The sequence below is a fragment of the Paraburkholderia sp. A1RI-2L genome, assembly GCF_048957375.1.
Lineage (GTDB): Bacteria > Pseudomonadota > Gammaproteobacteria > Burkholderiales > Burkholderiaceae > Paraburkholderia.
Window position 1 is genome coordinate 1,869,277 of the sequence record NZ_JARBTA010000001.1, and the last position, 23,969, is coordinate 1,893,245.

Genomic DNA, 23,969 nt, shown 5'->3' on the forward strand with positions numbered 1-23,969 from the left:
GGCAATTCAACACACGCCTCCTGCAAGCGAAGCGCGTGCTTTCTACATTAACCCGCCCGCGCCAGCAACAACGCATTAGTCCGCTTCACAAAGCTCGCCGGATCCTCCAGCGCGCCGCCTTCGGCCAGCATCGCCTGATCGAACAGCAGATGGCACCAGTCGCCAAAGTCCGCGCTATCGGTACGCAACGCCTTCACGAGCGGATGCTCGGGATTGACTTCGAGAATCGGCTGCATCTGCGGCGCCTGCTGGCCCGCGGCCTTGAGCATGCGCTGCAGGTAACCGCTCATGTCGCCTTCATCGGCCACGAGGCAGCTCGGCGAATCGGTCAGCCGGAACGTGAGGCGCACGTCCTTGGCCTTGCCCTTGAGCGCTTCCTTCATCTGCTCGACGAGCGGCTTGAGCTCTTCGCCCACCTTCTCCTGCTGCTGCTTTTCTTCGTCGTTGAGCGCGCCCAGATCGAGGTCGCCGCGCGCCACGCTCGCAAGCGGCTTGCCGTCGAAGTCGTTCAGGAACGACAGCATCCATTCGTCCACGCGATCGGTGAGGAGCAGCACCTCCACGCCCTTCTTGCGGAACACTTCGAGGTGCGGGCTGTTCTTCGCGGCCTGCCAGGTATCGGCGGTCACGTAGTAGATCTTCGTCTGCTCGGGCTTCATGCGCGCGACGTAGTCAGCGAGCGAGACAGTCTGCTCATCAGTGTCGTTGTGCGTCGATGCAAAGCGCAGCAGCTTTGCGATGCGCTCGCCGTTCGCCTGGTCCTCACCCACGCCTTCCTTGAGCACCTGGCCGAACTCGGTCCAGAAGGTCGCGAACTTCGCCTTGTCCTCTTCCTTCGCTTCGGCATCGGTTTGCGCCGAGGCGAGCTCTTCGAGCATCGACAGCACGCGCTTGGTCACGCCGTCGCGAATCGCCTTCACGTCGCGGCTTTCCTGCAGGATTTCGCGCGAGACGTTGAGCGGCAGATCGCTCGAATCGACCACGCCCTTCACGAAGCGCAGGTAGTTCGGCAGCAGTTGCTCGGCTTCGTCCATGATGAACACGCGCTTCACATAGAGCTTCAGGCCGCTCTTGTGATCGCGATTCCACATGTCGAACGGCGCATGCGACGGCACGTAGAGCAGTTGCGTGTATTCGCTGCGGCCCTCGACGCGGTTATGCGTCCACGCGAGCGGATTCATGTGGTCGTGCGCGAGGTGCTGGTAGAACTGCTGATACTGCTCGTCGCTGATGTCGTTCTTCGCGCGCGTCCACAGCGCGCTCGCCTGGTTGATGGTCTCGTATTCGTCCTTCGTGACCATCTCATTCTTTTCGGCGTCCCACTCTTCCTTCTTCATCTCGATGGGCAGGCCGACGTGATCCGAGTACTTCTGGATGATCGACTTGAGCTTCCATGCCGAAAGCAGTTCGTCTTCGCCTTCGCGCAGATGCAGCGTGATGGTGGTGCCGCGCTGCGCGCGCTCGATCATCTCGACCGAGAACTCGCCCTCGCCGGCGCTCGTCCAGCGCACGCCTTCGCTTGCGGGCAGGCCCGCGCGGCGCGTTTCGACGGTGATCTTGTCGGCGACGATGAAGCCCGAGTAGAAGCCCACGCCGAACTGACCGATCAGCGCCGCGTCCTTTTGCTGGTCGCCCGAGAGCTTGCCGAAGAATTCCTTGGTGCCCGAGCGCGCGATCGTGCCGAGGTTGGCCACGGCTTCGTCGTGGCTCATGCCGATGCCGTTGTCGTCGATGGTGATGGTGCGCGCGGCCTTATCGAAGCCTACGCGAATGCGCAGGTTCGGATCGCTTTCATAAAGCGCGCTGTTGGCGAGCGCTTCGAAGCGCAGCTTGTCGGCGGCGTCCGATGCATTCGAAACCAGCTCGCGCAGGAAAATTTCCTTGTTGCTGTACAGCGAATGGATCATCAGGTGCAGAAGCTGTTTCACTTCCGCCTGGAAGCTCATGGTTTCTTGTGCCATGGTCGGGAGTCCTCGTTCGTTGCAGTCAGTAGGTCGGCCGCGTGTGCAGCCACGCGACGCGTCGAGCGCGCATATGGGGACGCGCCGCGCCGGTTTCAAGGGTTTTCAGGCAGGTTTCAGGCGAATTTCAGGCGCGCCGCGCCGCCCCGTCCAGATAGCCGGCGAGAAAGGTCGGCAGCGCGGGGTCGCCGCAGTTCGCGATGTTAAAGCGCATCCACGTGGTGGGCGACTGGTGCGGCGAAAACAGGCTGCCCGGCGTGAGCAGGAAGCCTGCCTCGTGGCCCGCGGCCGTGAGGGTGTCGGCGTCCACGCCGGTGTCGGCCCACAGGAACATGCCCGCGCCCGGCGCGACGAAGAGCTTGCAGCCTGCGCGCTCGAGCATGCGCGCGGCCTTGTCGCGCACGGCGTCCAGCCGCGCGCGCAGGCGCTCTACGTGGCGCCGGTAATGGCCTTCGGTGAGCACGCGAAACAGCACCCGTTCGTTGAGCTCGGGGCTCGTCATGCCCACCAGCATTTTCTGGTCCGCGACCGCCTGCGCCACGTCGAGCGCGCTCGCGATGAAGCCCACGCGCAAATTGGGCGCGAGCGTCTTCGAAAAGCTGCCGAGGTAGATCACGCGGCGCAGCTGGTCGAGGCTCGCGAGGCGTGTGGCCGGATAGCCCGCCGGGCAGAGATCGCCGTAGATATCGTCTTCGACGACGAGAAAGTCGTACTGCTCCGCGAGGCGCAGGATGCGAAACGCCTGCGCCGCCGTGAGCGAAGTACCGGTGGGGTTCTGCAGCACCGAGTTAATGACGAGCAGCTTCGGCCGCCACGTCGCCACCAGCGCTTCGAGCGCGTCGAGGTCCGGCCCCTCGGGCGTGTACGGCATGCCCACGAGGCGCGCGCCTTGCGAGACGAAGCGGCCGAACATCTGGAACCACGCGGGGTCGCCCACCACGACGGTGTCGCCGGGCCGCACGTACAGGCGAGCCAGCAGATCGATGGCCTGAGTGACGCCCGAGACCATCACGAACTGCTCGGGCGTCGCGCCGATCTCGAACTCGGCAAGACGCGTCTGCAACTGCTGGCGCAGCGGCAGGAAGCCTTGCGGCGAACCGAAACCGAGCAGCTGCGCGCCGCTCTGGCGTCCGAGCGAGCGCATCGCCCCCGCCAGCAGCTCGCCGTCGAGCCAGCGCGCGGGCAGGTAGCCGAGCCCCGGCCCCTTTTCCGGGTGCGTCGACGAATGGAGCATGTTGCGCAGCAGCCAGACGACGTCGAGGGTGGGCGGCGGCGCGGGGTCGGCCGCCGCATCGACGCCGCTGTCGGGCGCGGCGGGACGGTGCTCCAGCGGCGCCACCACCGCAAGCCGCTCGCGCACATAGAAACCCGAGCCGCGCCGCGAATCCAGGTAGCCCTGCGCGACGAGGCGCTCATAGGCCTCCACCACCGTGAAGCGCGAGACGCCCTTGTCGAGCGCGAGCTTGCGGATGGACGGCATGCGCATGCCGGGGCGGAACACGCGCTCTTCGATGCGGCGGCGGCCCCACTGGACCAGCTGATCGACGAGTGTGGTCGTGGCGGCATCGTGCGGCGCCGGAATCTGGTCGAGAGGGACGGACGCATGGGGTACGGACGACATGGCGGCTCCGACTGTACAGAACACTATCGGAGCGATTGTACCGTTACTGTCTGCGACCATACCGGTACATTTCTTCGAATACCGACCGGTAAGGCTCGATTCCTCTGTCGCGCAATACGTCCGCGCGGGCAGGTTTCGCGCCATAATTGAAAGTTCGGCGCCCGTTCAAGCCCTCGTTCCCGACCTCAACAAGGAGACCTCATGGACCAAAGCGATCTCAAGGCTGCCCCCGCGTGGCAACTGTCCGAGCGTGCGATCAAGCTGACCAGCTCGGCGATTCGCGAAATCCTGAAGGTAACGGAACGGCCCGAGGTCATTTCATTCGCGGGCGGCCTGCCAGCGCCGGCGTCCTTCCCGGTCGAGGAAATGCGCGCAGCCGCCGACCGTATCCTGCGCGACAACCCCACCGGCGCGCTCCAGTACAGCGCGACGGAGGGTTACCTGCCGCTGCGCGAATGGGTCGCCGAGCGTTACTCGGTGGGCGGCGCCAAGATCCGCGCGTCGCAGGTGCTCATCACCACGGGCTCGCAGCAGGCGCTCGACCTGCTCGGCAAGGTGCTGGTCTCGCCGGGCAGCCCCGTGCTGGTCGAAACGCCCACCTACCTCGGCGCGCTGCAATCGTTCTCGCTCTACGAGCCGCGCTACGTGCAGGTCCCCACCGACGAGCATGGCCTCGTGCCCGAAAGCCTCACGCCGGAACTCACCCAGGGCGCGCGCCTGCTCTACGCCATCCCGAACTTCCAGAACCCGACGGGCCGCCGCCTGCCGCTCGAACGGCGCGAGGCGCTCGCCCGCTTCGCGCAGGGCGCGCCCTTCCCGGTCATCGAGGACGATCCTTACGGCGCACTCGACTACGCGGGCCAGCCGCTGCCCACGCTGCTCTCGATGGCGCCCGAACGCATCGTCCATCTGGGCTCGTTCTCGAAGGTGCTGGCGCCGGGCCTGCGCGTGGGCTACATCATCGCGCCCGAGGAGCTGCACTTCAAACTGGTGCAGGCCAAGCAGGCCACCGACCTGCACACGCCGAGCTTCACCCAGCGCGTCGTCCATGAGGTCGTGAAGGACGGCTTTCTCGACACCCATATTCCCAGGGTGCGCGCGCTCTACCGCGACCAGTGCGCGGCGATGCTCGACGCGCTCGCGCGCAACATGCCCGAGAGCGTGAGCTGGAACCGCCCCGAAGGCGGCATGTTCGTGTGGGTCTCGCTGCCCGAGGGCATCGACACCATGAAACTGCTCGAAGCAGCGGTCGCGCAAAACGTGGCCTTCGTGCCGGGCGCGCCCTTCTTCGCGAGCGAGCCGCAGCACAACAAGCTGCGCCTGTCGTTCGTGACCGTGCCGCCCGCAAAGATCGAGGAAGGCGTGGCGACGCTCGCGAAACTCATCCGCGCGCGCCTCTGAGGCGAGCGCGCTGCTCAAACCCATCTTCATTTTCACTTTTACTGCAAAAGGACTCCTGATCATGGCTGACCTCAACGTCTACGACCGCCTCAAAGAACTCGGCATCGAACTGCCGACCGCCGGCGCCCCCGCCGCGGCCTACGTGATGAGCGCGCAAAGCGGCAACACCGTGTACCTCTCGGGCCACATTGCGAAGAAGGACGGCAAGGTCTGGGCCGGCAAGCTGGGCGAGTCGCTCACGACCGAGGAAGGCAAGGCCGCCGCTCACTCGATCGCGATCGACCTGCTCGCCACGCTGCATGCCCACGTGGGCGACCTCAACAAGGTCAAGCGCATCGTCAAGCTGATGAGCCTCGTGAACTCGACGCTCACCTTCACCGAGCAGCACATCGTCACGAACGGCGCATCAGAGCTGATCGCCGACGTGTTCGGCGAGAAAGGCAAGCACGCGCGTTCGGCATTCGGCGTCGCGCAGATTCCGCTAGGCGCGTGCGTCGAGATCGAGCTGATCGCCGAAGTCGAGTAAGCATTCGGTGTATAGCTGCCCGGCCCGGTCTGTCGCGACCGGGCCGGGCTTTTTTTCGTTCTGCTCCCCGTTCTCGCGCCATGGCCCTACGCAACGTCCGCTTCAAACAGATCGACGTATTCACGTCGCATCCCTTCAAAGGCAATCCGCTCGCGGTCGTGTTCGACGCGGACGGGCTCGATACGGCGCAGATGCAAGGCATCGCGCGCTGGACCAATCTCTCCGAAACCGCGTTTCTGCTCGCCCCCACCGATGCGCGCGCCGACTATCGCGTGCGCATCTTCACGACGCAAGGCGAATTGCCCTTTGCGGGCCACCCGACGCTCGGCACGGCGCATGCGTTCCTCGACAGCGGCCCGCAGCCGAAAATGCCTGGCCGGCTCGTGCAGGAATGCGGCGCGGGCCTTATCGAGCTGGCCGCGAAGCAGCGGGCCGGACACGACGACGATGGCGCGCCGCGCTGGGCCTTCGCCGCGCCGCCCGCAACGATGACCCCGCTGCCTGAGGCGCGATACGACGCGCTGCGCGCGGCCCTGCGCACGGATGCGATCGATTTCAGCGCGCCGCCGTGCGGTGTCGACAACGGCGCGCCGTGGCTCGTCGTGCGGCTCGCCTCGGCGCCGGCGGTGCTCGCGCTCGACATCGATTACGAAGCGCTGGCGAGCGTGGCCACGAGTGTGGGCGCGCAAGGGCTCGCGGCCTATGGCGCGCATGCTGCGCAGGGGCCCGCCACCTTCGAGGTGCGCTGCCTCATGACGGATCTGGGCATAGGCGAAGACCCGGTGACCGGCAGCGCCAATGCTGCCATTGCGATGCTGCTCGCGCAGCAAGACCGCCGCCCCGGCAGCGGCTATACCGTGCGCCAGGGCACCGCGATGGGGCGCGACGGCCGCGTCTTCATCGACTACGACGATGCGGCAGGCAAGATCTGGATCGGCGGCGCGTCGCTCACGGTGGTGGACGGCACGATTCAGCTCGCATGAGCGACACGCGATCGGCACCCTTGCGATCGCTCTTCTGAACACTTGGGGCGCGCATTCACCGCGCGCGGCGCGTCCGTGCCCGCGGGCATGCATTCTGCGTGAACTCGCGCCTATCGCCCGATGCGCGGCATCCCGGCTATGCGCGACGAATAACGGGTGTCGACGTTTGCCCTCGATGGGCGCCTCGACTCGCGTATACCCAGGGAGGGATAGCTTCCTAATTCATTGTCCAACCATTAAGATCCAGACATCGGATACAACGATGCATCCGAGGGTTCTCGTTCGCGCACTCCGCGCTATTTCCACAGCCGTTTCGATGCCGCCGATCCAACCGAGCGCCTTGTTGCCGTCCCGGCCGCCGCATCAGCGGCGCGGCGGTGCGCGCGTACGGCGGGCTCCATGAGCACGCACCGGCGCCTCCTCTCGCGCGACGCCGCGCTGCGCGACGCGCCCGGGCCGGCCTACACGCGCCCGCGCACGCTGCTGGCCATCCCGGCGCTCGGCGTGCTGGTGCTGATCCTGCTATGGGCCGTGATCTTCACGCGCCTTGCGGTCGAGAAGGAAGCCGCCCAGCGCGAGGCCACGGCTTCGGCGGCCATCCTCTCGTCGGCGCTCGAGCAGCACACGGTTAAGGCGATCCATCAGGTCGACCAGATCACGCGCTTCGTGAAGTACGAGTTCGAGAAGACGCCCGAGCACTTCAATCTCTCGAGCACGGTCGAGAAAGGCGTGGTGCAGAGCGACTCGCTCGTGCAGGTGTCGATCATCGACGAGCACGGCACGCTCGTCGCCAACACCGTGGACCCGAATCCCAAGCCCATCGACCTCTCCGATCGCGAGCACTTCAAGGTGCACGAGCACGAGAACGACGATCAGCTCTATATCAGCAAGCCGGTGCTCGGCCGCGTGTCGGGCCACTGGACCTTGCAGATGACGCGCCGCCTCAATCACCCGGATGGGTCGTTCGCGGGCGTGGTGGTGGTCTCCGAAGACCCGAGCTACTTCACGAGCGACTTCTACAACAACGCCGCGATTGGCCGTGACGGCGTGATCGCCGTGATCTCGGACACCGGCGCCGTGCTCGCGCGCCGCACCGGCAACGCCGAGCGCGCGAGCGGCGCGTTCTCGGCCAGCGGCGTGTACCCGATAGCCGAGCACGTCTCGGGCACCTACACCGATCCGATCGACCACGTCACACGCATCGTCTCGTACCGCCACATCGACGGCTATCCTCTCGCGGTGCTGGTCGGCCTGTCGCAAGCCGAGCAGTTCGCCGACTACAACCACACGCGCAACGTCTACCTGATGATGGCGACGTTCATCTCGCTCGCCATGCTGTCGTTCTTCGCCGTGGCCACGGGGTTGATCGGCAAGCTGCTCGGACGCGAGCGCGAGATGTCGCAACTCGTGCAGTACGACCTGCTCACGGGCCTGCCCAACCGCTACGCCACCTTGCAGCGGCTGCGCCACGAAGTCTCGCAGCCCGGTAACCTCGGACACCTCGCGATCCTCTTCATCGACCTCGACAACTTCAAGACGGTCAACGACACGCTCGGCCACAACGCCGGCGACATCGTGCTGCAGATGAGCGCCGCGCGTCTCGCCGACGCGGTGGGTGGCGCAGGCACGCTCGCGCGTATCGGCGGCGACGAGTTCGTGGTGATCGTCAAGGGCGACGAGATCGAGAAACGCGCGAGCGCGCTCGCCGAAGTGACCAACGCTGCGTTCACGCATCCGTTCGATGTGCGCGGCAGCGCCTTCGTGCTGCATGCGAGCACGGGCATCGCGCTCTTCGCCGTGGCGCACGAGAGCGAAATCGATCTGCTCAAGAAGGCGGACCTCGCGATGTACGCCGCCAAGGAAGCCGGCCGCAACTGCTTTCGCTTTTACTCGCCGCAGCTCGCGCACCGCGCCGACCACCTGATGAAGTGGGAGCAGCAACTGCGCATCGCGCTCGGCGAAGGGCAGCTCTTTCTCGCCTATCAGCCGAAGATCGATCTGCGCCGCCGCTGCATCACGGGCTTCGAGGCGCTGGTGCGCTGGAATCATCCGCAGTACGGGCTGATTCCGGCGAGCGAATTCATTCCGGTGGCCGAGTCCACGGGCCTGATCGTGCCGGTGGGCGACTTCGTGATCCGCACCGCGTGCGCGCAGCTCGCGCAGTGGCAACAGCAAGGTTATGAAACGCTCTCGCTCGCGATCAATATCTCGGCGGTGCAATTCTGGCGCGGCGACCTCTACGAGACGGTCGCGCACGCAATCGAGGAAACCGGCATCGCGGCGCACAAGCTCGAACTGGAGATCACCGAGACTGCGATGATGGAGTATCCCGAGCTCGTCTCGGAGAAGATCTTCGCGTTGAAGCGCCTCGGCGTGCGAGTGGCGCTCGACGACTTCGGCACCGGCTATTCGTCGCTGTCCTACCTGAACCGCTTCGCCGTCGACACGCTCAAGGTGGACCGCTCGTTCGTGCAGGCGATTCCGGCCGACCGCAGCGTCTGCGTGATGGTCGCGGCCATCGTCAATCTCGCGCGCTCGCTCGGCCTCACCGTGGTCGTGGAAGGCACCGAGACCGAGGAGCAGATCGCGTGGCTCTCCGCGCTCGGTCCGATCGAGGCGCAGGGCTTCCTGTTCTCGCGGCCCGTGCCGGTGGAGGGCGTGCCCGCGCTGATCGAACGCTTCGGCGTGTGCGGCGCGGCGCTGCCGGGCGCGCAAGACGCGCGCAACGAACGCGTGAGCGACGCCCCGCAATCGCGTTGAGCGGCGCGCGGCATGTTGCGCCAGCGCCGCTTTACTGCATGATTTCTTGCGCCCGGCGCCCTATCGCGCGCCCGCCCTCGCAAAGCCCCCGAAGAACGCTTGCGCGTTGGCCTCGAGACTTTCGAGGTGATAGCCGCCTTCCTGCACGATCACCGAAGGCAGGCCCAGCGCGCCAATCGCCTGGCCGAGCTTGCCGACCCCCCCGGTGCTCACCGCCACCTTCGACTGCGGATCGTCCTTGTAGATGTCGAAGCCGAGCGCCAGCACGAGCGCGTCGGGCTGAAAGCGCTTGAGCACGCGCAGCGCCGCGCCCACGCGCTCGAAGAACGCTTCTTCCGACGCGCCGTGCGGCATCGGCAGGTTGACGTTGTAGCCCTCCCCCGCGCCCGCGCCGCGCTCGTCCTCGTAGCCCGCGACCACCGGATAGAAGTTGGTCGGGTCACCGTGGATCGACACGTAGAGCACGTCGTCGCGGCCGTAGAAAATCTCCTGCACGCCCTGGCCGTGGTGCATGTCGGTGTCGAGGATCGCCACGCGTTTGAAGCGGCCGCGCAGCGACTGCGCCGCAATGGCCGCGTTGTTCAGGTAGCAGAAACCGCCCGCCGCATCCGCGCGCGCGTGGTGGCCGGGCGGCCGGCACAGCGCGTAGCTCGCGCGCGCGCCGTCGTTGACGGTCGCCGCCGCCGCCAGCGCGCTCTGCGCCGACCAGTACGCCGCACGCCACGTGTTCGCGCCCACCGGGCAACTGCCGTCGGCGAGATAGCGCGCCGCCTGGGCAAGCACGCCGCGCAGCGGATTCGGATCGCGCACGTAGATGTTCGACATGACTTCGTCGCCCCAATCTTCGGGCATGCGCTTCCACTCAGCATGCGATTCTTCCAGGAAGCGCAGATAGTTCATGTCGTGCACGGCAGCGATCGGCGCGGTGCCGAAGTCGGCGGGCTCGCTCACCTCGAAGCCGAGCGCGTGCGCAGCGGCAACGAGGCGCGCGGCGCGCTCGGGCACTTCCTGCGGCTCGCGCATCTGGCCGCGCGAAAGATAGGTGCGGGGATGATGGAGCAGCTGTTCGGGATGAAACCAGGTCTTCATGTTCAGTAATCCTTTAGATGGGTCTCATGCACTCGCGTGTTCGCGTACGCAGGCGCGCGCGGCAACCGCGTTGAGCAGCACGTTCGTGCCCGCCGTGACATCCTCGGGCAAGGCATCCTCGGCCTCGTTGTGCGAAAGGCCGTCCACGCAAGGGATGAAGACCATCGCCGTCGGGCAATAGCGCGCGAGGTGAATCGCGTCGTGCCCCGCGCCGCTCACGATGCGCTCGTTCGGATAGCCGAGGCGCTCGACCGCGTCGGCCACGAGCGCGACGCACGCCGGGTCGAACGGCGTGGCGGGCGAAGTCCAGCAATGCGCGATCTCCACGCCGAGCCCGCGCGTGCCGCCCACTGCCGCGCACACCGCGCGCAGGTCCTGCTCCATCGCGTCGAGCTGGGCGTCGTCGGGATGGCGCAGATCGACCGTGAAGGTCACGTTGGCCGCGATCGTGTTGCGCGACGAGTTCGCGATCTGCACCTGACCGATCGTCACGAGGCCGAGCGGCGCGTGACGCGCCATCGCGCGCTCGATTTCCAGCGCCATGTGCGCCGCACAAAAAAACGCGTCCTTGCGGTAGCGCATCGGCGTGGTGCCCGCGTGCGCGGCCACGCCCGACACTGTCACGTCGAACCAGCGGATCGCCTGGCCGCCCGTCACCACGCCGATGGTCGTGCCATTCGCCTCCAGGATCGGGCCCTGCTCGATATGCGCTTCGAAGTACGCATCGACGGCCACGCCCTGCACGGGCCGCGTGCCGCGCGCCGCGCATGCGTCGAGCGCCTCGCCCAGCGTCACGCCTTGCGCATCGCGGCGCGCGAGCGCATTGTCCAGCGTCATCGCACCCGCGAACACCGCCGAGCCGAGCATCGCGGGCGTGAAGCGAGCGCCTTCCTCGTTGGTCCACGAGCAGATCTCGATGGGCTTGTCGGTCACCACGCCCGCGTCGTTGAGCGCGCGCACCACTTCGAGCGCGGCCAGCACGCCGTAGACGCCGTCGAAGCGCCCGCCCTCGGGCTGCGTGTCGAGATGGCTGCCCATCAGCACAGGTGCGGCGTGCGGGTCGGCACCCTCGCGCCGCGCGAAGAGATTGCCCACCTCGTCGGTCCACACCGTCATGCCGGCCTCGCGGCACCAGTGCGCGAACAGTTCGCGGCCGCGCTGGTCCTCTTCGGTGAGCGCGAGGCGGCGCACGCCGCCGCCCGCCGTCGCGCCGATGCGCGCCATCTCCGTGAGACTCGCCCACAGGCGCGGGCCGTCGATATGCAAAAGGTCATTCATCTGTAAGCCCAGCTCCGATCTGATAATGGCTCATATCTGCACGGATGCCTCAATGCGAACTGAGCGCTTCGGCAACCGCTTCGTCGTGCGAGTGAGCGGCACGGCGCGCATCGAGCGCGATGATGCACACCAGCGACACGCCTGCGAGGCAGGTATAGAACACCGCGAGCGGCCACCATTGGCCCACGTAGCGATGGGCGAGCCAGGTGCCGACGAGCGGCGTGAGCCCGCCGGCCACCGCGCCGCACACCTGATAGGCGAGCGAGATGGCCGAGTAGCGCACGCGCGTGGGGAACACGCCCGAGACGAAGCCCGCGATCACCGAGTAGAAGCTCGCCATGCAGACCACGGCGATGGCGATGCCGATCACCATCGGCACGACCTTGCCGCTTTGCACGAGCACGAACATCGGGTACGGCGAAAGCATGGCAGCCAGCGCCGCGCACTTGAGGAAGCGCGCGCCGCCCATGCGCTCCGCGATCCACGCCGCAAGCGGCTGCGCGAGGAACTGGATGATCGCCACCGCGAACAGGCAGTCGAGAATGAGCGAGCGCGTGATGCCGACGTACTGCGTCGTGTACGCGATCATGAAGGTGTTGGTGAAGTACACGCCCGCGATGCCGATGGTGTTCGCGCCGATGCACAGCAGCACGAGCCCCCGCGCCGAGCGGAACACTTCCGCGACCGGCAGCTTCACGGTGCGGCGCTGGTCCTTGAGCTTCTCGAACTCGGGCGACTCGTTCACGCCGAGACGGATCATGAGGCCCACCACCAGCAACGCCGCCGACGCGAGAAACGGCAAGCGCCAACCCCACGAGAGGAAGTCGGCCTTGTCGAGCGAGGTGACCGAGCGGAACACCAGCAGCGAGAGGATCAAGCCCGCGGGCGAGCCCAACTGCGCGAACGAGGCGAAAAAGTTACGGCGGCCAGCGGGCGCATGCTCGCCCGCCATCAGCACCGCGCCTCCCCACTCGCCGCCCACGGCCACGCCCTGCACGACGCGCAGCAGCACGAGCAGCACCGGCGCGAGCATGCCCACCTTCGCGTACGACGGCAGCAGACCGACACAAACGGTCGCGACGCCCATCATCATGAGCGTGGTCATGAGCGCCTTCTTGCGGCCGATGCGGTCGCCGAGATGGCCGAAGATCAGACCGCCGAGCGGCCGCGCAAAAAAGCCGACCGCGAAGGTGGCGAACGACGCCATGGTGCTCACGAAGCGGTCTTCGGACGGGAAATAGAGTTCGCCGAACACCAGCGCTGCGGCCGTGGCGTAGATGTAGAAGTCGTACCACTCGATCATGGTGCCGATGAACGCCGCTAGCGCGGCGCGCACCGGTTGGCGGGTGGATGTGTGTTGTCCGGGTGCGGTCATGGGGTTGTCTCCTGGCGCTTTTGCCCTGCTGCTACGTGCCGTAGGACTTGCAATACGCATGAAAGCTTTATCCCCTGCCAGAAAACATTAGTCAAATTTCGAGTTATTATTTAGCGTATAAATTTGACTAATACAAAGCCGGAGACGAACCCAACGCGCGTCCCTGCCACCCCGGAGAACACCCCCATGCGCGCCGATACCGCCCGCTTTCTCAACGACCGGCTCGACTGGAATCTACTGCGCACCTATCTCGCGATCATGCAGGAGCGCAGCCTGAGTCGCGCCGCCGCCCGGCTCTACGTGACGCAACCTGCCGTGAGCCAGGCGCTCAAGCGGCTCGAAGACACGCTCGGCCGCAAGCTCATCGAGCGGCGCGGCACGCATTTCGTGCCGACCCAGGCCGGCGAGGAGGTCTACCGCATCGCGAGCGACATCTACGGCACGATGTCCCAGCTCGAAACCGGGCTCGACGCGCGCACCGCCGACATCACCGGTTCGATCCGCCTGCTCACGGTCAGCCGGATCGAGTCGCGCGTCTACGACGAGTTCCTTGCCGAACTCCACTCGGCGTATCCGCGCGTCGATCTGCAGATCGAAGTGATGCGCTCGTCGGACATCATCTCGTCGCTGCTGCAAAAGACCGCGACCGCGGGCCTGAGCCTGTGCCGCACGCCGGTCGAAAAGCTCGAGATGCGCTGCTTCCTGCGCCAGCGCTATGCGATGTTCTGCGGCCGGCACCACCGGCTATTCGGCCTCTCGCAACTGACGATGGAAGACTTGCTCGCGGAGAATTTCGTGTCGTTCACGAGCGATCAGATTGGCGACAGCCTCTCGCCGCTCACGGTGTTTCGCGACCAGCGCGGCTTTACGGGGAGAATCGTGGCGTCGTCGCCGAGCCTCGACGAGGTGCGGAGGCTCATTTTCGCGGGCTATGGCATCGGCTGCCTGCCCGAGCACATCGTGAAGGACGACCTGGCGCGGCAGCGCCTGTGGCGGCTGCCGCCGGAGGAAGGGCTCGTGGATGTCGACATCCACTTGCTGTGGCATCGCGACCGCAAACAGAATGCGGCGGAAAAAGCGTTCTTCGACGCGATGGAGCGCTGCATGCAGCGTCATGCGCTCGCGGAGCGGCTGTGAAGAAGTGAGCCGGCGAGTGCACTACGTTTGACGACGGGCAGAGTGTTCAGGCAACACGTGTGTCTATGCTGATGCTCCGCTTAACCATGGAAACATTCGGAATGGCCGCCAAGCACGCTCACTCCCACCGCCCAGTAAAGACCGCCCGGCGCGGCTGGACTGAAAAACCCGTTAGCATTGTGCCGCTTCCTGTACAAAGCGCACTACGCGACGGCATGCGCGCCGAGAATATCGCTCCAACAGACTTCAACGATTTATTGTGGATCATGGCGCAGGAATCCGCCGGTGTTGTAAATGCCCGGAATGGCGCATCCACGGCTCGCGGTCTGTTCCAGTTGCTTCGGGCACAATACGGCCTGAATCCCCGCGGCGAAGCATCGTTTGGCAATGCCCAAGAAGAATGCCAAGGCGGTATCCGATACATTTACGGCCGTTATCATTCGGCGCGGGCCGCAAAGGCGTTCTGGAAAAATCACCACTGGTATTGACCCATGCGCACACGAATCCGCATCTTTGCCGCACTTGGCGTGGGCGTGCTGGCGATCTCCGCCCATGCTCAGCGTCTGCCGTCATTCGAGGATTGCCCCGTAACGGTTCAAGCGAAACACGTTACGCCGCGCCTCACATTTGCAGATGCGCGCGGCCGGCAATATAAAACTACCATTCAGGAAGCCGCAAGAGGACCGGTTGATTTTGCCGGCCGATACATCCTCGCGACCTGGGGCTGCGGAGCCGGATGCGTCATGGCCGCAGCCATCGATGCGCAATCCGGCCGTGTTACGTCGCTGCCGTTTACGGTTTCCGACTGGCCCCTCGACGTCACCGGACCGCTTTCGTATCGCGCCGATAGCTGCCTGCTTGTCGTGCGCGGAAGCCGCAACGAAAGCGCTGGGCATGGAACCTACTACTATGCGTTCGACGGCAAGACGTTCCAGCTCCGCGCCTCGACAACCGATTCAAAGCATTAAAACCCCCGCGCCATCACCGCAACGCCAATCGTCACGACGCCCAGCACGAGATTGACGATCACGAGCCGGCGCACGGTGCCCACGGCGCGCGCGCCGTCGGGCCACTTCTGCGCCTGCACCGCGCGGCGGATGCGCGGAAACACGGCGAAGCGGATATGGCCGAAGATCAGCATCATGATCACGCCGAGGCCGGCCATGGCGTGCAGTTGCCAGGTGGCGTGACCGCCGCCGAACTTCATCAGCAGAAAGCCCCCCGTGAGCAGGATCACGATCACGGCGATGCCCACCCAGTTGAAGAAGCGGCTGAACACCGACTCGATGAGCGGCAGCCGCAATTGCGGCGAGAGGTCTTCGAGCGCCGGACGCAGACAGAAGTGTGCGAACACCATGCCGCCCACCCAGACGGCCACGCTCAGCAGATGCAGGAAGAGCGCGATTTCGATCGCGTGAGCCATGCTTGAGATTCCTTGTACGTAGATTTATTGCGCCAGCACCGGACGCATGCCCGTGATGACCTTGAGCCTGGAATCCGGCGCACGGCCCTTGCGCGCGCGCTTGCCGATCTGCGGCGCGAGCACCGCGCCCGCCATCTGATCCTCGCCCGCCTTGCCGCCGCGGCCCGTGCCTTCCAGCACCACGCCCGCCGCCGTGATCGCGAGCGCGCGCACCAGCGTCTCCTTCTCCTCGAGCTGCATCAGAATGACGCCGCGCCCGCCGCCCGAGAGCGTCTTCATCTCGTCGAGGCCGAACACGAGCAGGCGTCCGCCCGACGAAAGGCACGCCACCTGGATCGCATTGGGCAGCATCGGCATCGGCGCGAGCGGCACGCAGCCTTCGTCGATCGTCATGAACGCCTTGCCGGCCTTCACGCGGCTCACGAGGTCGCCGATCTTCGCGATGAAACCAAAACCGTTGCTCGACGCGAGCAGCAGTTGCTGGTCCGCGCTCGCCGCGAAGTAATGGAGCAGATGCGTGCCCGCTTCCAGCTCGATGAGCGAGGTGACCGGCACGCCGTCGCCGCGGCCGCCCGGCAGTTGCGCGACCGATACCGAATACACGCGCCCGTTGCTGCCCCACGCGATGAGCGTATCGGGCGTGCGGCACTGGAATGCCGCATAGAGCCCGTCGCCGGCCTTGAACGTGAAGCCTTGCTGATCGAGCCCGTGGCCCTTGAGCGCGCGCACCCAGCCCTTCTGCGACACCACCACCGTAACCGGCTCGTCCACCACGCGCACTTCGAAGCTCGCGCGCTTTTCCTGCTGGATCAGCGTGCGGCGGTCGTCGCCGTACTGCTTGGCGTCGGATTCGATTTCCTTCACGATGAGCCGCTTCATCGACGACTCGTTCGCGAGCAACTCTTCGAGCTTCGCCTTCTCTTCGCGCAGCTCGGCGAGTTCCTTCTCGATCTTGATCTTTTCCAGCCGCGCCAACTGGCGCAGACGGATTTCGAGAATGTCCTCGGCCTGGCGCTCGGAGAGGCCGAACGCGCTCATCAGCGCGCTCTTGGGCTCGTCCGACTCGCGGATGATGCGGATGACCTCATCGATATTGAGGAAGACGATCATCCGCCCTTCGAGGATGTGGATGCGGTCGTCGACCTTGGTGAGGCGATGCTGCGTGCGGCGCGTGACCGTCGCGAAGCGGAACCCGATCCACTCGCCGAGGATCTCGCTGATGCCCTTCTGGCGCGGACGGCCATCGGCGCCGATCATCACGAGATTCAAAGACGCATTCGATTCGAGGCTCGTGTTGGCGAGCAGCGAATTGACGAACTCGCCCTGGTCGATCTTGCTCGTCTTCGGCTCGAACACGAGGCGCACGGGCGCGTCCTTGCCCGACTCGTCGCGCACGGCGTCGAGCAGCGCGAGCATCGACTGCTTGCTCTGCAACTGCTCGGGCGTGAGCGTCTTCTTGCCGAGCTTGAGCTTCGGATTGGTGAGCTCCTCGATCTCTTCGAGCACCTTCTGGCCCGAAGTGTTCGGCGGCAGTTCGGTCACCACGAGCTGCCACTGGCCGCGCGCGAGGTCCTCGATCTTCCAGCGCGCGCGCACCTTGAGGCTGCCGCGGCCCGATTCATAAGCCGCCGCGATTTCCGCCTCGCTCGAAATGATCTGCCCGCCGCCCGGGAAATCGGGCCCGGGCAAACGCTCCATGATCTCCGCGTGCGAAAGCTTCGGGTTCCGAATCATGGCCACGGCCGCCGCCGCGACTTCGCGCAGGTTGTGCGAGGGAATTTCCGTGGCGAGACCCACGGCGATGCCCGATGCGCCGTTGAGGAGCAGCATTGGCAAACGCGCCGGCAGGGTCTTCGGCTCCTGGAACGAGCCGTCGTAGTTCGGCATGAAATCGACGGTGCCCATGTCGATTTCGTCGAGCAGGAGCTTGGCGATGGGCGTCAAGCGCGCTTCGGTGTAGCGCATGGCCGCCGCGCCGTCGCCGTCGCGCGAGCCGAAATTGCCCTGGCCGTCGATGAGCGGATAGCGCATCGAAAAGTCCTGCGCGAGGCGCACGAGCGCGTCGTAGGCCGACTGGTCGCCGTGCGGGTGGTATTTACCGAGCACGTCGCCGACCACGCGCGCCGACTTCACGGGCTTGGCGTTGTCGCCGAGGCCCATCTCGTTCATCGCGAAGAGAATGCGCCGCTGCACCGGCTTCTGGCCGTCGCAGACGTCGGGCAGCGCGCGGCCCTTCACCACGCTCACCGCGTAGTCGAGGTAGGCGCGTTCCGCGTAGTGGCCGAGCGTGAGCGTATCGTCGTCCGGGGCGCCGGTGTCAGTGACTTCAGCAAAAAGATCGTCCATGTTTCAATCAGTCCGTATTCGTGTGCGTGGGCTTAGATGTCCGCTTCGACTTCGTTGCCCTTTTCTTCGAGCCACGAGCGGCGCGAAGCCGCCTCGCCCTTGCCCATCAGCATCGTCATGCGCGCGACGGTGGCTTCGTAATCGAGCTCGCCAAGCGCGATGGGCGACAGGCGCCGCGTGTCGGGGTTCATCGTCGTGTCCCAGAGCTGCTCGGCGCTCATTTCGCCGAGGCCCTTGAAACGGCTGATGGTCCATTGCGTTTCGCGCACGCCGTCCTTGCGCAGCTTGTCGAGAATCGCTTCGAGCTCGCCTTCGTCGAGCGCGTAGAGCTTCTGCGCGGGCTTCTTGCCGCGCGCGGGCGCATCGACGCGGAACAGCGGCGGGCGCGCCACGCACACGTGGCCGCGCTCGATCAGCTGCGGGAAATGCTTGAAGAACAACGTGAGCAGCAATACCTGGATGTGCGAACCGTCGACGTCCGCGTCCGAGAGAATGCAGATCTTGCCGTAGCGCAGGTTCGAGAGATCGACGGTGTCGTCGGGGCTGTGCGGATCGACGCCGATCGCCACCGAGATGTCGTGCACCTCGTTGTTCGCGAACAGACGGTCGCGCTCGGTCTCCCACGTGTTGAGCACCTTGCCGCGCAGCGGCAGGATGGCCTGATATTCCTTGTCGCGGCCCATCTTCGCGGAGCCGCCCGCCGAATCGCCCTCGACGAGGAAGAGCTCGTTGCGCGCGATGTCGGTCGACTCGCAGTCGGTGAGCTTGCCGGGCAGCACGGCCACGCCCGAGCTCTTGCGCTTTTCCACCTTCTGGCCCGCGCGCGTGCGCGCCTGGGCCTGCTTGATGACGAGATCGGCGAGCTTCTTGCCGTGCTCGACGTGCTGGTTGAGCCACAGTTCGAGCGCGGGACGCGAGAACGACGAAACGAGCTTCACGGCGTCGCGGCTATTGAGTCGCTCCTTGATCTGCCCCTGGAACTGCGGGTCGAGCACCTTGGCCGAGAGCACGAACGAGACGCGCGCGAACACGTCTTCGGGCAACAGCTTCACGCCCTTGGGCTGCAGATTGTGCAATTCGACAAAGCTCTTCACGGCCTGAAAGAGACCGTCGCGCAGGCCGCTTTCGTGCGTGCCGCCCGCGGGCGTCGGAATCAGGTTGACGTAGGACTCGCGCGTGAGCGGGCCTTCCTCGCTCCACGCGACCACCCACGCGGCGCCCTCGCCTTCGGCGAAGGTGTCGTCGGTGGTGCGGGCGTCGGCGTAGCGCTCGCCTTCGAAGAGCGGGATCAGCAAGTCGCTGCCGCCCATGCCTTCGAGCAGATAGCCGCGCAGGCCGTCTTCGTATTTCCACGAGAGGCGCTCGCCGGTCTTCTCGTTGACGAGCTCGACCTCGACGCCGGGCAACAGCACCGCCTTCGAGCGCAGCAGACGCTGCAGTTCGCCGAGCGGCAGATTGGCCGAGTCGAAGTACTTCGCATCGGGCCACGCGGTCACGCGCGTGCCGGTCTTCTTCTCGTCGCGCGCGGCGTTGCGCGTGGTGAGCGGCTTGACGACGTTGCCATCCGCAAAGCCGATTTCGGCGACCTTGCCGTCGCGCCAGACGGTCACGTCCAGCCGCGTCGAAAGCGCGTTGGTGACCGAGACACCCACGCCGTGCAGGCCGCCCGAGAACGTATAGGCGCCGCCGGCGGCCTTGTCGAACTTGCCGCCCGCATGCAGGCGGGTAAACACGATCTCGACGACGGGCACCTTCTCTTCGGGGTGCAAGCCGAACGGAATGCCGCGGCCGTCGTCGTCGACGGAGACGGAATGGTCGGCATGCAGCGTGACGGTGATGCGCTTGCCGAAGCCGCCGAGCGCTTCGTCGGACGCGTTGTCGATGACTTCCTGAATGATGTGCAGCGGATTCTCGGTGCGCGTGTACATGCCCGGCCGTTGCCGGACGGGCTCGAGGCCCTTGAGCACCTTGATCGACGCTTCGCTATATCCAGCGTTTGCAGCGTTTGACTTCTTCGTTGCCATGGTGATCCGCAGGGGGTTATCCGCGCGCTTGTCCACAGGTCCTGTGGACATCTGCGGGGAAAACGCGTTGAGTGTTCAAAAAAACCGTGTCGAAACAACGGGGTGAGCGCGCTGCGCAACGCCCGTGCAAACCTCGCCGGGCCGGCGCGCGCTCCCGCAGTTGTTCGAATGCGCGAGGTATTGTACTGATTTGGGCTTGCGCGGCAATTTGGAAGGGGGTCGGCCGTTCGGCCGAGGGGTAGCGAGGTGCGGGAGTCGCGTAGAATTGGGCACGTGCGGCGTGGTGCCTGCCGCCAGGAATTCAACCGGCCTGTTGCCCTGTTTGGGAGCGTGGAGTTGTTATGAAACCGTCCGAAGCCTTGCGCGCGCATCGCGCCGAAATACGCGAAATTGTCGCAAGCCATCATGCAATGAATGCGCGCGTGTTCGGCTCGTCGGCGCGCGACGAGGACGACGAGGATAGCGATCTCGATTTACTCGTCGATCCGACGCCGGAGACTACGCTTATCGATCTCGCGCAAATCCAGTTGCGCCTGGAAGCGCTCATGGGCGTGCGAGTGGACGTACTTACGCCCAAAGCGCTGCCCGAGACCTTCCGCGCACGCGTAATCGCCGAATCGGTACCGGTATGAGGAAAAAAGATCTGCGCACCCCGGATTACTTGCAGCATATCCTCGACGCCATCGAACGCATTCGCACATACACGGAGCCTCTTTCACACGATAGCTTCGAGGCAACACCGATGGCTGTCGATGCCGTCGTGCGAAACATCGAGATCATTGGCGAAGCGGCCCACAACATCACGCAAGGCGATCCTGACTTTGCGGCCGCGCACCCGGAGATACCGTGGGAGGCGATGTACGGAATGCGCAACCAGGTCTCGCACGGCTACTTTGCCGTCGACATCGACATTGTCTGGAGCACCGTACAGACCTACTTGCCCGACCTGAAACACAAGCTCTCGAAGCTGAAGCGCACATAAAAAAAGCGGCCTTCATCAGGCCGCCTTCTCTGCGCATCACATCACTTGCGCTTGCTCTCCAGCTCTTCCCACCGCTCCAGCGCAACCAGCAATTCCTCGTCGATCGCCGCATAGCGCTCGGTGAGCCGAGCCCCCTCCTGCGCATCCTTCGCGAAGATCGAGCCGTCCTCGATCTTCGCGCCGATATCCTTCTGCTCGGCCTCCAGCGCCTCGATACGTTTGGGCAGCTCTTCTAGCTCGCGCTGCTCCTTGAACGAAAGCTTCACGGTGCGCTGCGCGTTGCGGCCCGCAGCGCTCTCCTTCGGCGCGGCGGCCACGCTCGCTGCTTCCTTCGGCGCGCGCGCCTCGGCAATCTCTTGCGCACGCGCGCTCTGCGTCTGCCAGTCGGTGAAGCCGCCCACGTACTCGCGCCACTTCCCTTCGCCTTCGGAGGCGATCACCGAAGTCACCACGTTGTCGAGAAACGCGCGGTCGTGGCTCACGAGCAGCACGGTGCCGTCGTAATCGGTCAGCAGTTCTTCGAGCAGTTCGAGCGTGGGAATGTCGAGGTCGTTAGTCGGCTCGTCGAGCACCAGCACGTTCGCGGGACGCGCGAAAAGACGCGCGAGCAGCAGGCGGTTGCGCTCGCCGCCCGAGAGCGACTTCACGGGCGAGCGCGCGCGCTCGGGCGCGAACAGGAAGTCGCCCAGATAGCTCATCACGTGCTTCTTCGCGCCGTTGATCTCGACCCAGTCGCTGCCCGGGCTGATGGTGTCGGCGAGACTCTTTTCGAGGTCGAGCTGCGCGCGCATCTGGTCGAAGTACGCCACCTGGAGGTTCGTGCCCACGCGCACGGTGCCCGCGTCCGGCTTGAGCTCGCCGAGGATCAGCTTCAACAGCGTGGTCTTGCCCGCGCCGTTCGGGCCGACGAAGCCGATCTTGTCGCCTCGCATCACCGTGCCCGAGAAGTTGTCGACGATCGTGCGGTCGCCATAGCGCTTCACGACGTCGGTGAGCTCGGCGACGATCTTGCCCGACTTCTCGCCCTGCGCGACGTCGAGCTTCACGTTGCCCTGCACGTTGCGGCGCTCGGCGCGCTCGTTGCGCATCTGCACGAGCCGTGCGATGCGTCCGACGCTGCGCGTGCGGCGCGCCTCCACGCCCTTGCGGATCCACACTTCTTCCTGCGCGAGCAACTTGTCGAACTTCTCGTTTTCCACGCGCTCGACTTCGAGCTGCTGCGCCTTGCGCTCCTGATACTGCGAGAAGTTGCCCGGATACGAAAGCAGCTTGCCGCGATCGAGCTCGACGATGCGCGTGGCCACGCGGTCGAGGAACGCGCGGTCGTGGGTGATGAAGAGCAGGCTCGAGCGCTGCGCGACGAGCAGTTCTTCGAGCCAGCGGATGCCGTCGAAGTCGAGGTGGTTGGTCGGCTCATCGAGCAGCAGCACGTCGGGCTGCACGACGAGCGCGCGCGCCAGCGCCACGCGCTTTTGCATGCCGCCCGAGAGCGCGCCCACGCGCGCGTCGCCTTCGAGGCCGATTTGCGCGAGCGTGGTGGAGACGCGCGTGCGCCAGTTCCAGGCGTCGGCGTGATCGAGCGACGACTGCAGCGCGTTCATGCGCGCGAGCAGCGCGTCGTGTTCCGCGCCTTCGGGCGTGTCCGCGAGCCGGTGCGCGACCCCGTCGAATTCGTCGAGCAGCGCGCGCACGCCCGCGAGCCCCGAGGCGACTGTGTCGAACACGGTGGCGTCGGTGTCGAAATCGGGCTCCTGCGGAACGTAGACGGTCGTGAGATCCTGCTGGCGCGTGACGAGGCCGTCATCGGGTCTCGCGAGGTCGGCGACTATCGTGAGCAGCGACGACTTGCCCGCGCCATTGCGGCCGATCAGCCCGACGCGCTCGCCGGCTTCGAGCGAAAAGTCGGCGTGATCGAGCAGCGCGACGTGGCCGAACGCGAGTTGCGCGCCGGTAATGGTGTAAAGCGACATGAATGGAGAGCGTTGCCTGCGTTGGAGAGCAAGCGCGTATTGTACCGGGGCGCGCGCGGGGCCTATGAGGGGCGCATTGAGCCCCCCGGCGCGCCCCGTCGTGGCGAGGTTCGCGGGCGTAGCCGCCCGCACGGCCTACTTCACATGAACCGTGATTGTCTGGCTCCACTCGGGACCATACGACTGATGCGCGCCGTTGGCGAATTGCGCCGTGAGCGTGTGGTCGCCGGGCGGCAGTGTGACGTCGGCTTCGGACTGGCCTTTGCCGTAGTGGATCGACTTCTCGCTGGCCGGTACGACCGTGCCTTGCGGCAGCGCCGCGCCGTCGATCAGCAGATGGTGATGTCCGGTTTTGGGCGTGGTCGTGCCGGCGGGCGCAACCGTCATGCCATCGACTCCGAATTTCACGTGCACCGGGTTGCTCACCGTTGCACCGTTCTTCGGCTCGACGAAGTAGACGCCCTCGGCGCGCGCGATGCTGCTCATCGCGAGGAGTGCCGTCGTCGAGGCCATCAGCGCTGCGCCGGCCAGCCATGTCCTTCTGGTCATTGTTCGCTCCTGGGGGATTGCCCGGTGGTTGCTCAGTGGGTTGCGGTGCGATGCGTCCGCGTCCCAGCATACACCGCAAGAACTACGCCACGCGCCGCGGGTGCGCCGTTTCCGGTAACATCGCGGGTCGCCGGCCGCTCGCCCCGGCCCGTGCAACGGGGTTCATGGGGCCATATGGTGGGCAAACCAGCGGGCAAAACCGCGTCGAACCGAACGAAAAGGTGTGTGTTGTGAGCGAAGTGATCGAATACAAAAGCTGGGTCTGCCTGATCTGCGGCTGGGTCTATAACGAAGAGGAAGGTCTGCCCGACGAAGGCATCGCGGCAGGCACGCGCTTCGCGGATATCCCCGACGACTGGCGCTGCCCGCTGTGCGACGTGGGCAAGGGCGACTTCGTAGCCGTGGAATTCTGACGCGCGCGGTTCGCGACCCGCGGTGCGCGACCAGGGCACGCGGGAACGACGTTTTCGAGGTGAATGGCGTTTGCTATACTCTTGCGCCTGCACCGACTCCGCGCCATGACGGGTGACTTGGGAAACATGGC

At 65.6% G+C, this 23,969-nt stretch carries 20 protein-coding genes; 10 read left to right on the forward strand and 10 right to left on the reverse strand.

Annotation, left to right across the window (positions count from 1 at the left end):
* Window positions 1-47 precede the first annotated feature (47 nt).
* Complete coding sequence (gene htpG / locus PWP93_RS08665; protein ID WP_421044156.1) at window positions 48-1,961, reverse strand: molecular chaperone HtpG; 1,914 nt, start codon at window positions 1,959-1,961, stop codon at window positions 48-50.
* A gap of 127 nt (window positions 1,962-2,088) precedes the next feature.
* Complete coding sequence (locus PWP93_RS08670; protein ID WP_421044157.1) at window positions 2,089-3,582, reverse strand: PLP-dependent aminotransferase family protein; 1,494 nt, start codon at window positions 3,580-3,582, stop codon at window positions 2,089-2,091.
* 201 nt (window positions 3,583-3,783) lie between these two features.
* Between PWP93_RS08670 and PWP93_RS08675 the strand changes: the two genes are divergently transcribed.
* The 4 genes from PWP93_RS08675 to PWP93_RS08690 all read left to right on the forward strand — a co-directional run bounded on the left by PWP93_RS08675 (window position 3,784) and on the right by PWP93_RS08690 (window position 9,252).
* Entirely contained in the window at window positions 3,784-4,983 is a 1,200-nt protein-coding gene (locus PWP93_RS08675; protein WP_421044158.1) for a PLP-dependent aminotransferase family protein, read from the forward strand.
* 61 nt (window positions 4,984-5,044) lie between these two features.
* Window positions 5,045-5,509, forward strand: coding sequence for a RidA family protein (locus PWP93_RS08680; RefSeq protein ID WP_413186635.1), 465 nt, complete (start codon window positions 5,045-5,047; stop codon window positions 5,507-5,509).
* Between the two features lie 80 nt (window positions 5,510-5,589).
* Complete coding sequence (locus PWP93_RS08685) at window positions 5,590-6,492, forward strand: PhzF family phenazine biosynthesis protein (protein ID WP_421044159.1); 903 nt, start codon at window positions 5,590-5,592, stop codon at window positions 6,490-6,492.
* 399 nt (window positions 6,493-6,891) lie between these two features.
* Complete coding sequence (locus PWP93_RS08690; RefSeq protein WP_421044160.1) at window positions 6,892-9,252, forward strand: bifunctional diguanylate cyclase/phosphodiesterase; 2,361 nt, start codon at window positions 6,892-6,894, stop codon at window positions 9,250-9,252.
* Window positions 9,253-9,312: 60 nt separating this feature from the next.
* On the opposite strand, the gene PWP93_RS08695 is transcribed toward PWP93_RS08690, so the two are convergent.
* Genes PWP93_RS08695 through PWP93_RS08705 form a run of 3 tightly spaced genes read right to left on the reverse strand, consistent with a single transcriptional unit; the run spans window position 9,313 to window position 12,994 of the window.
* Complete coding sequence (locus tag PWP93_RS08695; RefSeq protein WP_421044161.1) at window positions 9,313-10,341, reverse strand: histone deacetylase family protein; 1,029 nt, start codon at window positions 10,339-10,341, stop codon at window positions 9,313-9,315.
* 24 nt (window positions 10,342-10,365) lie between these two features.
* Entirely contained in the window at window positions 10,366-11,619 is a 1,254-nt protein-coding gene (locus PWP93_RS08700; RefSeq protein ID WP_421044162.1) for a Zn-dependent hydrolase, read from the reverse strand.
* Between the two features lie 49 nt (window positions 11,620-11,668).
* Entirely contained in the window at window positions 11,669-12,994 is a 1,326-nt protein-coding gene (locus tag PWP93_RS08705) for an MFS transporter (RefSeq protein ID WP_421044163.1), read from the reverse strand.
* A gap of 186 nt (window positions 12,995-13,180) precedes the next feature.
* Here PWP93_RS08705 and PWP93_RS08710 point away from each other — a divergent pair, with 186 nt between their 5' ends.
* The 3 genes from PWP93_RS08710 to PWP93_RS08720 all read left to right on the forward strand — a co-directional run bounded on the left by PWP93_RS08710 (window position 13,181) and on the right by PWP93_RS08720 (window position 15,099).
* Window positions 13,181-14,131 (forward strand): LysR family transcriptional regulator, encoded by a 951-nt coding sequence (locus PWP93_RS08710; RefSeq protein WP_421044164.1) that lies wholly within the window; start codon window positions 13,181-13,183, stop codon window positions 14,129-14,131.
* Between the two features lie 101 nt (window positions 14,132-14,232).
* A complete protein-coding gene (locus PWP93_RS08715) occupies window positions 14,233-14,619 on the forward strand; it encodes a hypothetical protein (RefSeq protein ID WP_421044165.1) in 387 nt (128 codons plus the stop codon).
* A gap of 3 nt (window positions 14,620-14,622) precedes the next feature.
* Window positions 14,623-15,099, forward strand: coding sequence for a hypothetical protein (locus PWP93_RS08720; protein ID WP_421044166.1), 477 nt, complete (start codon window positions 14,623-14,625; stop codon window positions 15,097-15,099).
* Here the strand turns inward: PWP93_RS08720 and PWP93_RS08725 are convergent.
* Genes PWP93_RS08725 through PWP93_RS08735 form a run of 3 tightly spaced genes read right to left on the reverse strand, consistent with a single transcriptional unit; the run spans window position 15,096 to window position 19,924 of the window.
* Window positions 15,096-15,554: a DUF4149 domain-containing protein gene (locus PWP93_RS08725; protein WP_421044167.1), complete on the reverse strand. Its 459-nt coding sequence runs from the start codon at window positions 15,552-15,554 to the stop codon at window positions 15,096-15,098. The genes PWP93_RS08720 and PWP93_RS08725 overlap by 4 nt on opposite strands.
* A 24-nt stretch (window positions 15,555-15,578) precedes the next feature.
* Window positions 15,579-17,900: a DNA topoisomerase IV subunit A gene (parC, locus tag PWP93_RS08730; RefSeq protein ID WP_421044168.1), complete on the reverse strand. Its 2,322-nt coding sequence runs from the start codon at window positions 17,898-17,900 to the stop codon at window positions 15,579-15,581.
* A gap of 32 nt (window positions 17,901-17,932) precedes the next feature.
* Window positions 17,933-19,924: a DNA topoisomerase IV subunit B gene (locus tag PWP93_RS08735; protein ID WP_421044169.1), complete on the reverse strand. Its 1,992-nt coding sequence runs from the start codon at window positions 19,922-19,924 to the stop codon at window positions 17,933-17,935.
* A 341-nt stretch (window positions 19,925-20,265) separates the two neighbouring features.
* Here PWP93_RS08735 and PWP93_RS08740 point away from each other — a divergent pair, with 341 nt between their 5' ends.
* A complete protein-coding gene (locus tag PWP93_RS08740) occupies window positions 20,266-20,556 on the forward strand; it encodes a nucleotidyltransferase family protein (RefSeq protein WP_421044170.1) in 291 nt (96 codons plus the stop codon).
* Window positions 20,553-20,906: a DUF86 domain-containing protein gene (locus PWP93_RS08745; protein WP_421044171.1), complete on the forward strand. Its 354-nt coding sequence runs from the start codon at window positions 20,553-20,555 to the stop codon at window positions 20,904-20,906. Before PWP93_RS08740 ends, PWP93_RS08745 begins: the two co-directional genes overlap by 4 nt.
* A gap of 41 nt (window positions 20,907-20,947) precedes the next feature.
* Here the strand turns inward: PWP93_RS08745 and PWP93_RS08750 are convergent, their stop codons facing one another.
* Together PWP93_RS08750 and PWP93_RS08755 are read right to left on the reverse strand one after the other, a co-directional pair.
* Entirely contained in the window at window positions 20,948-22,876 is a 1,929-nt protein-coding gene (locus PWP93_RS08750) for an ATP-binding cassette domain-containing protein (RefSeq protein ID WP_421044172.1), read from the reverse strand.
* 135 nt (window positions 22,877-23,011) lie between these two features.
* Window positions 23,012-23,425 (reverse strand): DUF4399 domain-containing protein, encoded by a 414-nt coding sequence (locus PWP93_RS08755; protein WP_421044173.1) that lies wholly within the window; start codon window positions 23,423-23,425, stop codon window positions 23,012-23,014.
* Between the two features lie 230 nt (window positions 23,426-23,655).
* On the opposite strand from PWP93_RS08755, the gene PWP93_RS08760 reads away from it, so the two are divergent.
* Window positions 23,656-23,838, forward strand: coding sequence for a rubredoxin (locus PWP93_RS08760; protein WP_213296839.1), 183 nt, complete (start codon window positions 23,656-23,658; stop codon window positions 23,836-23,838).
* The last annotated feature ends 131 nt before the right edge of the window (window positions 23,839-23,969 follow it).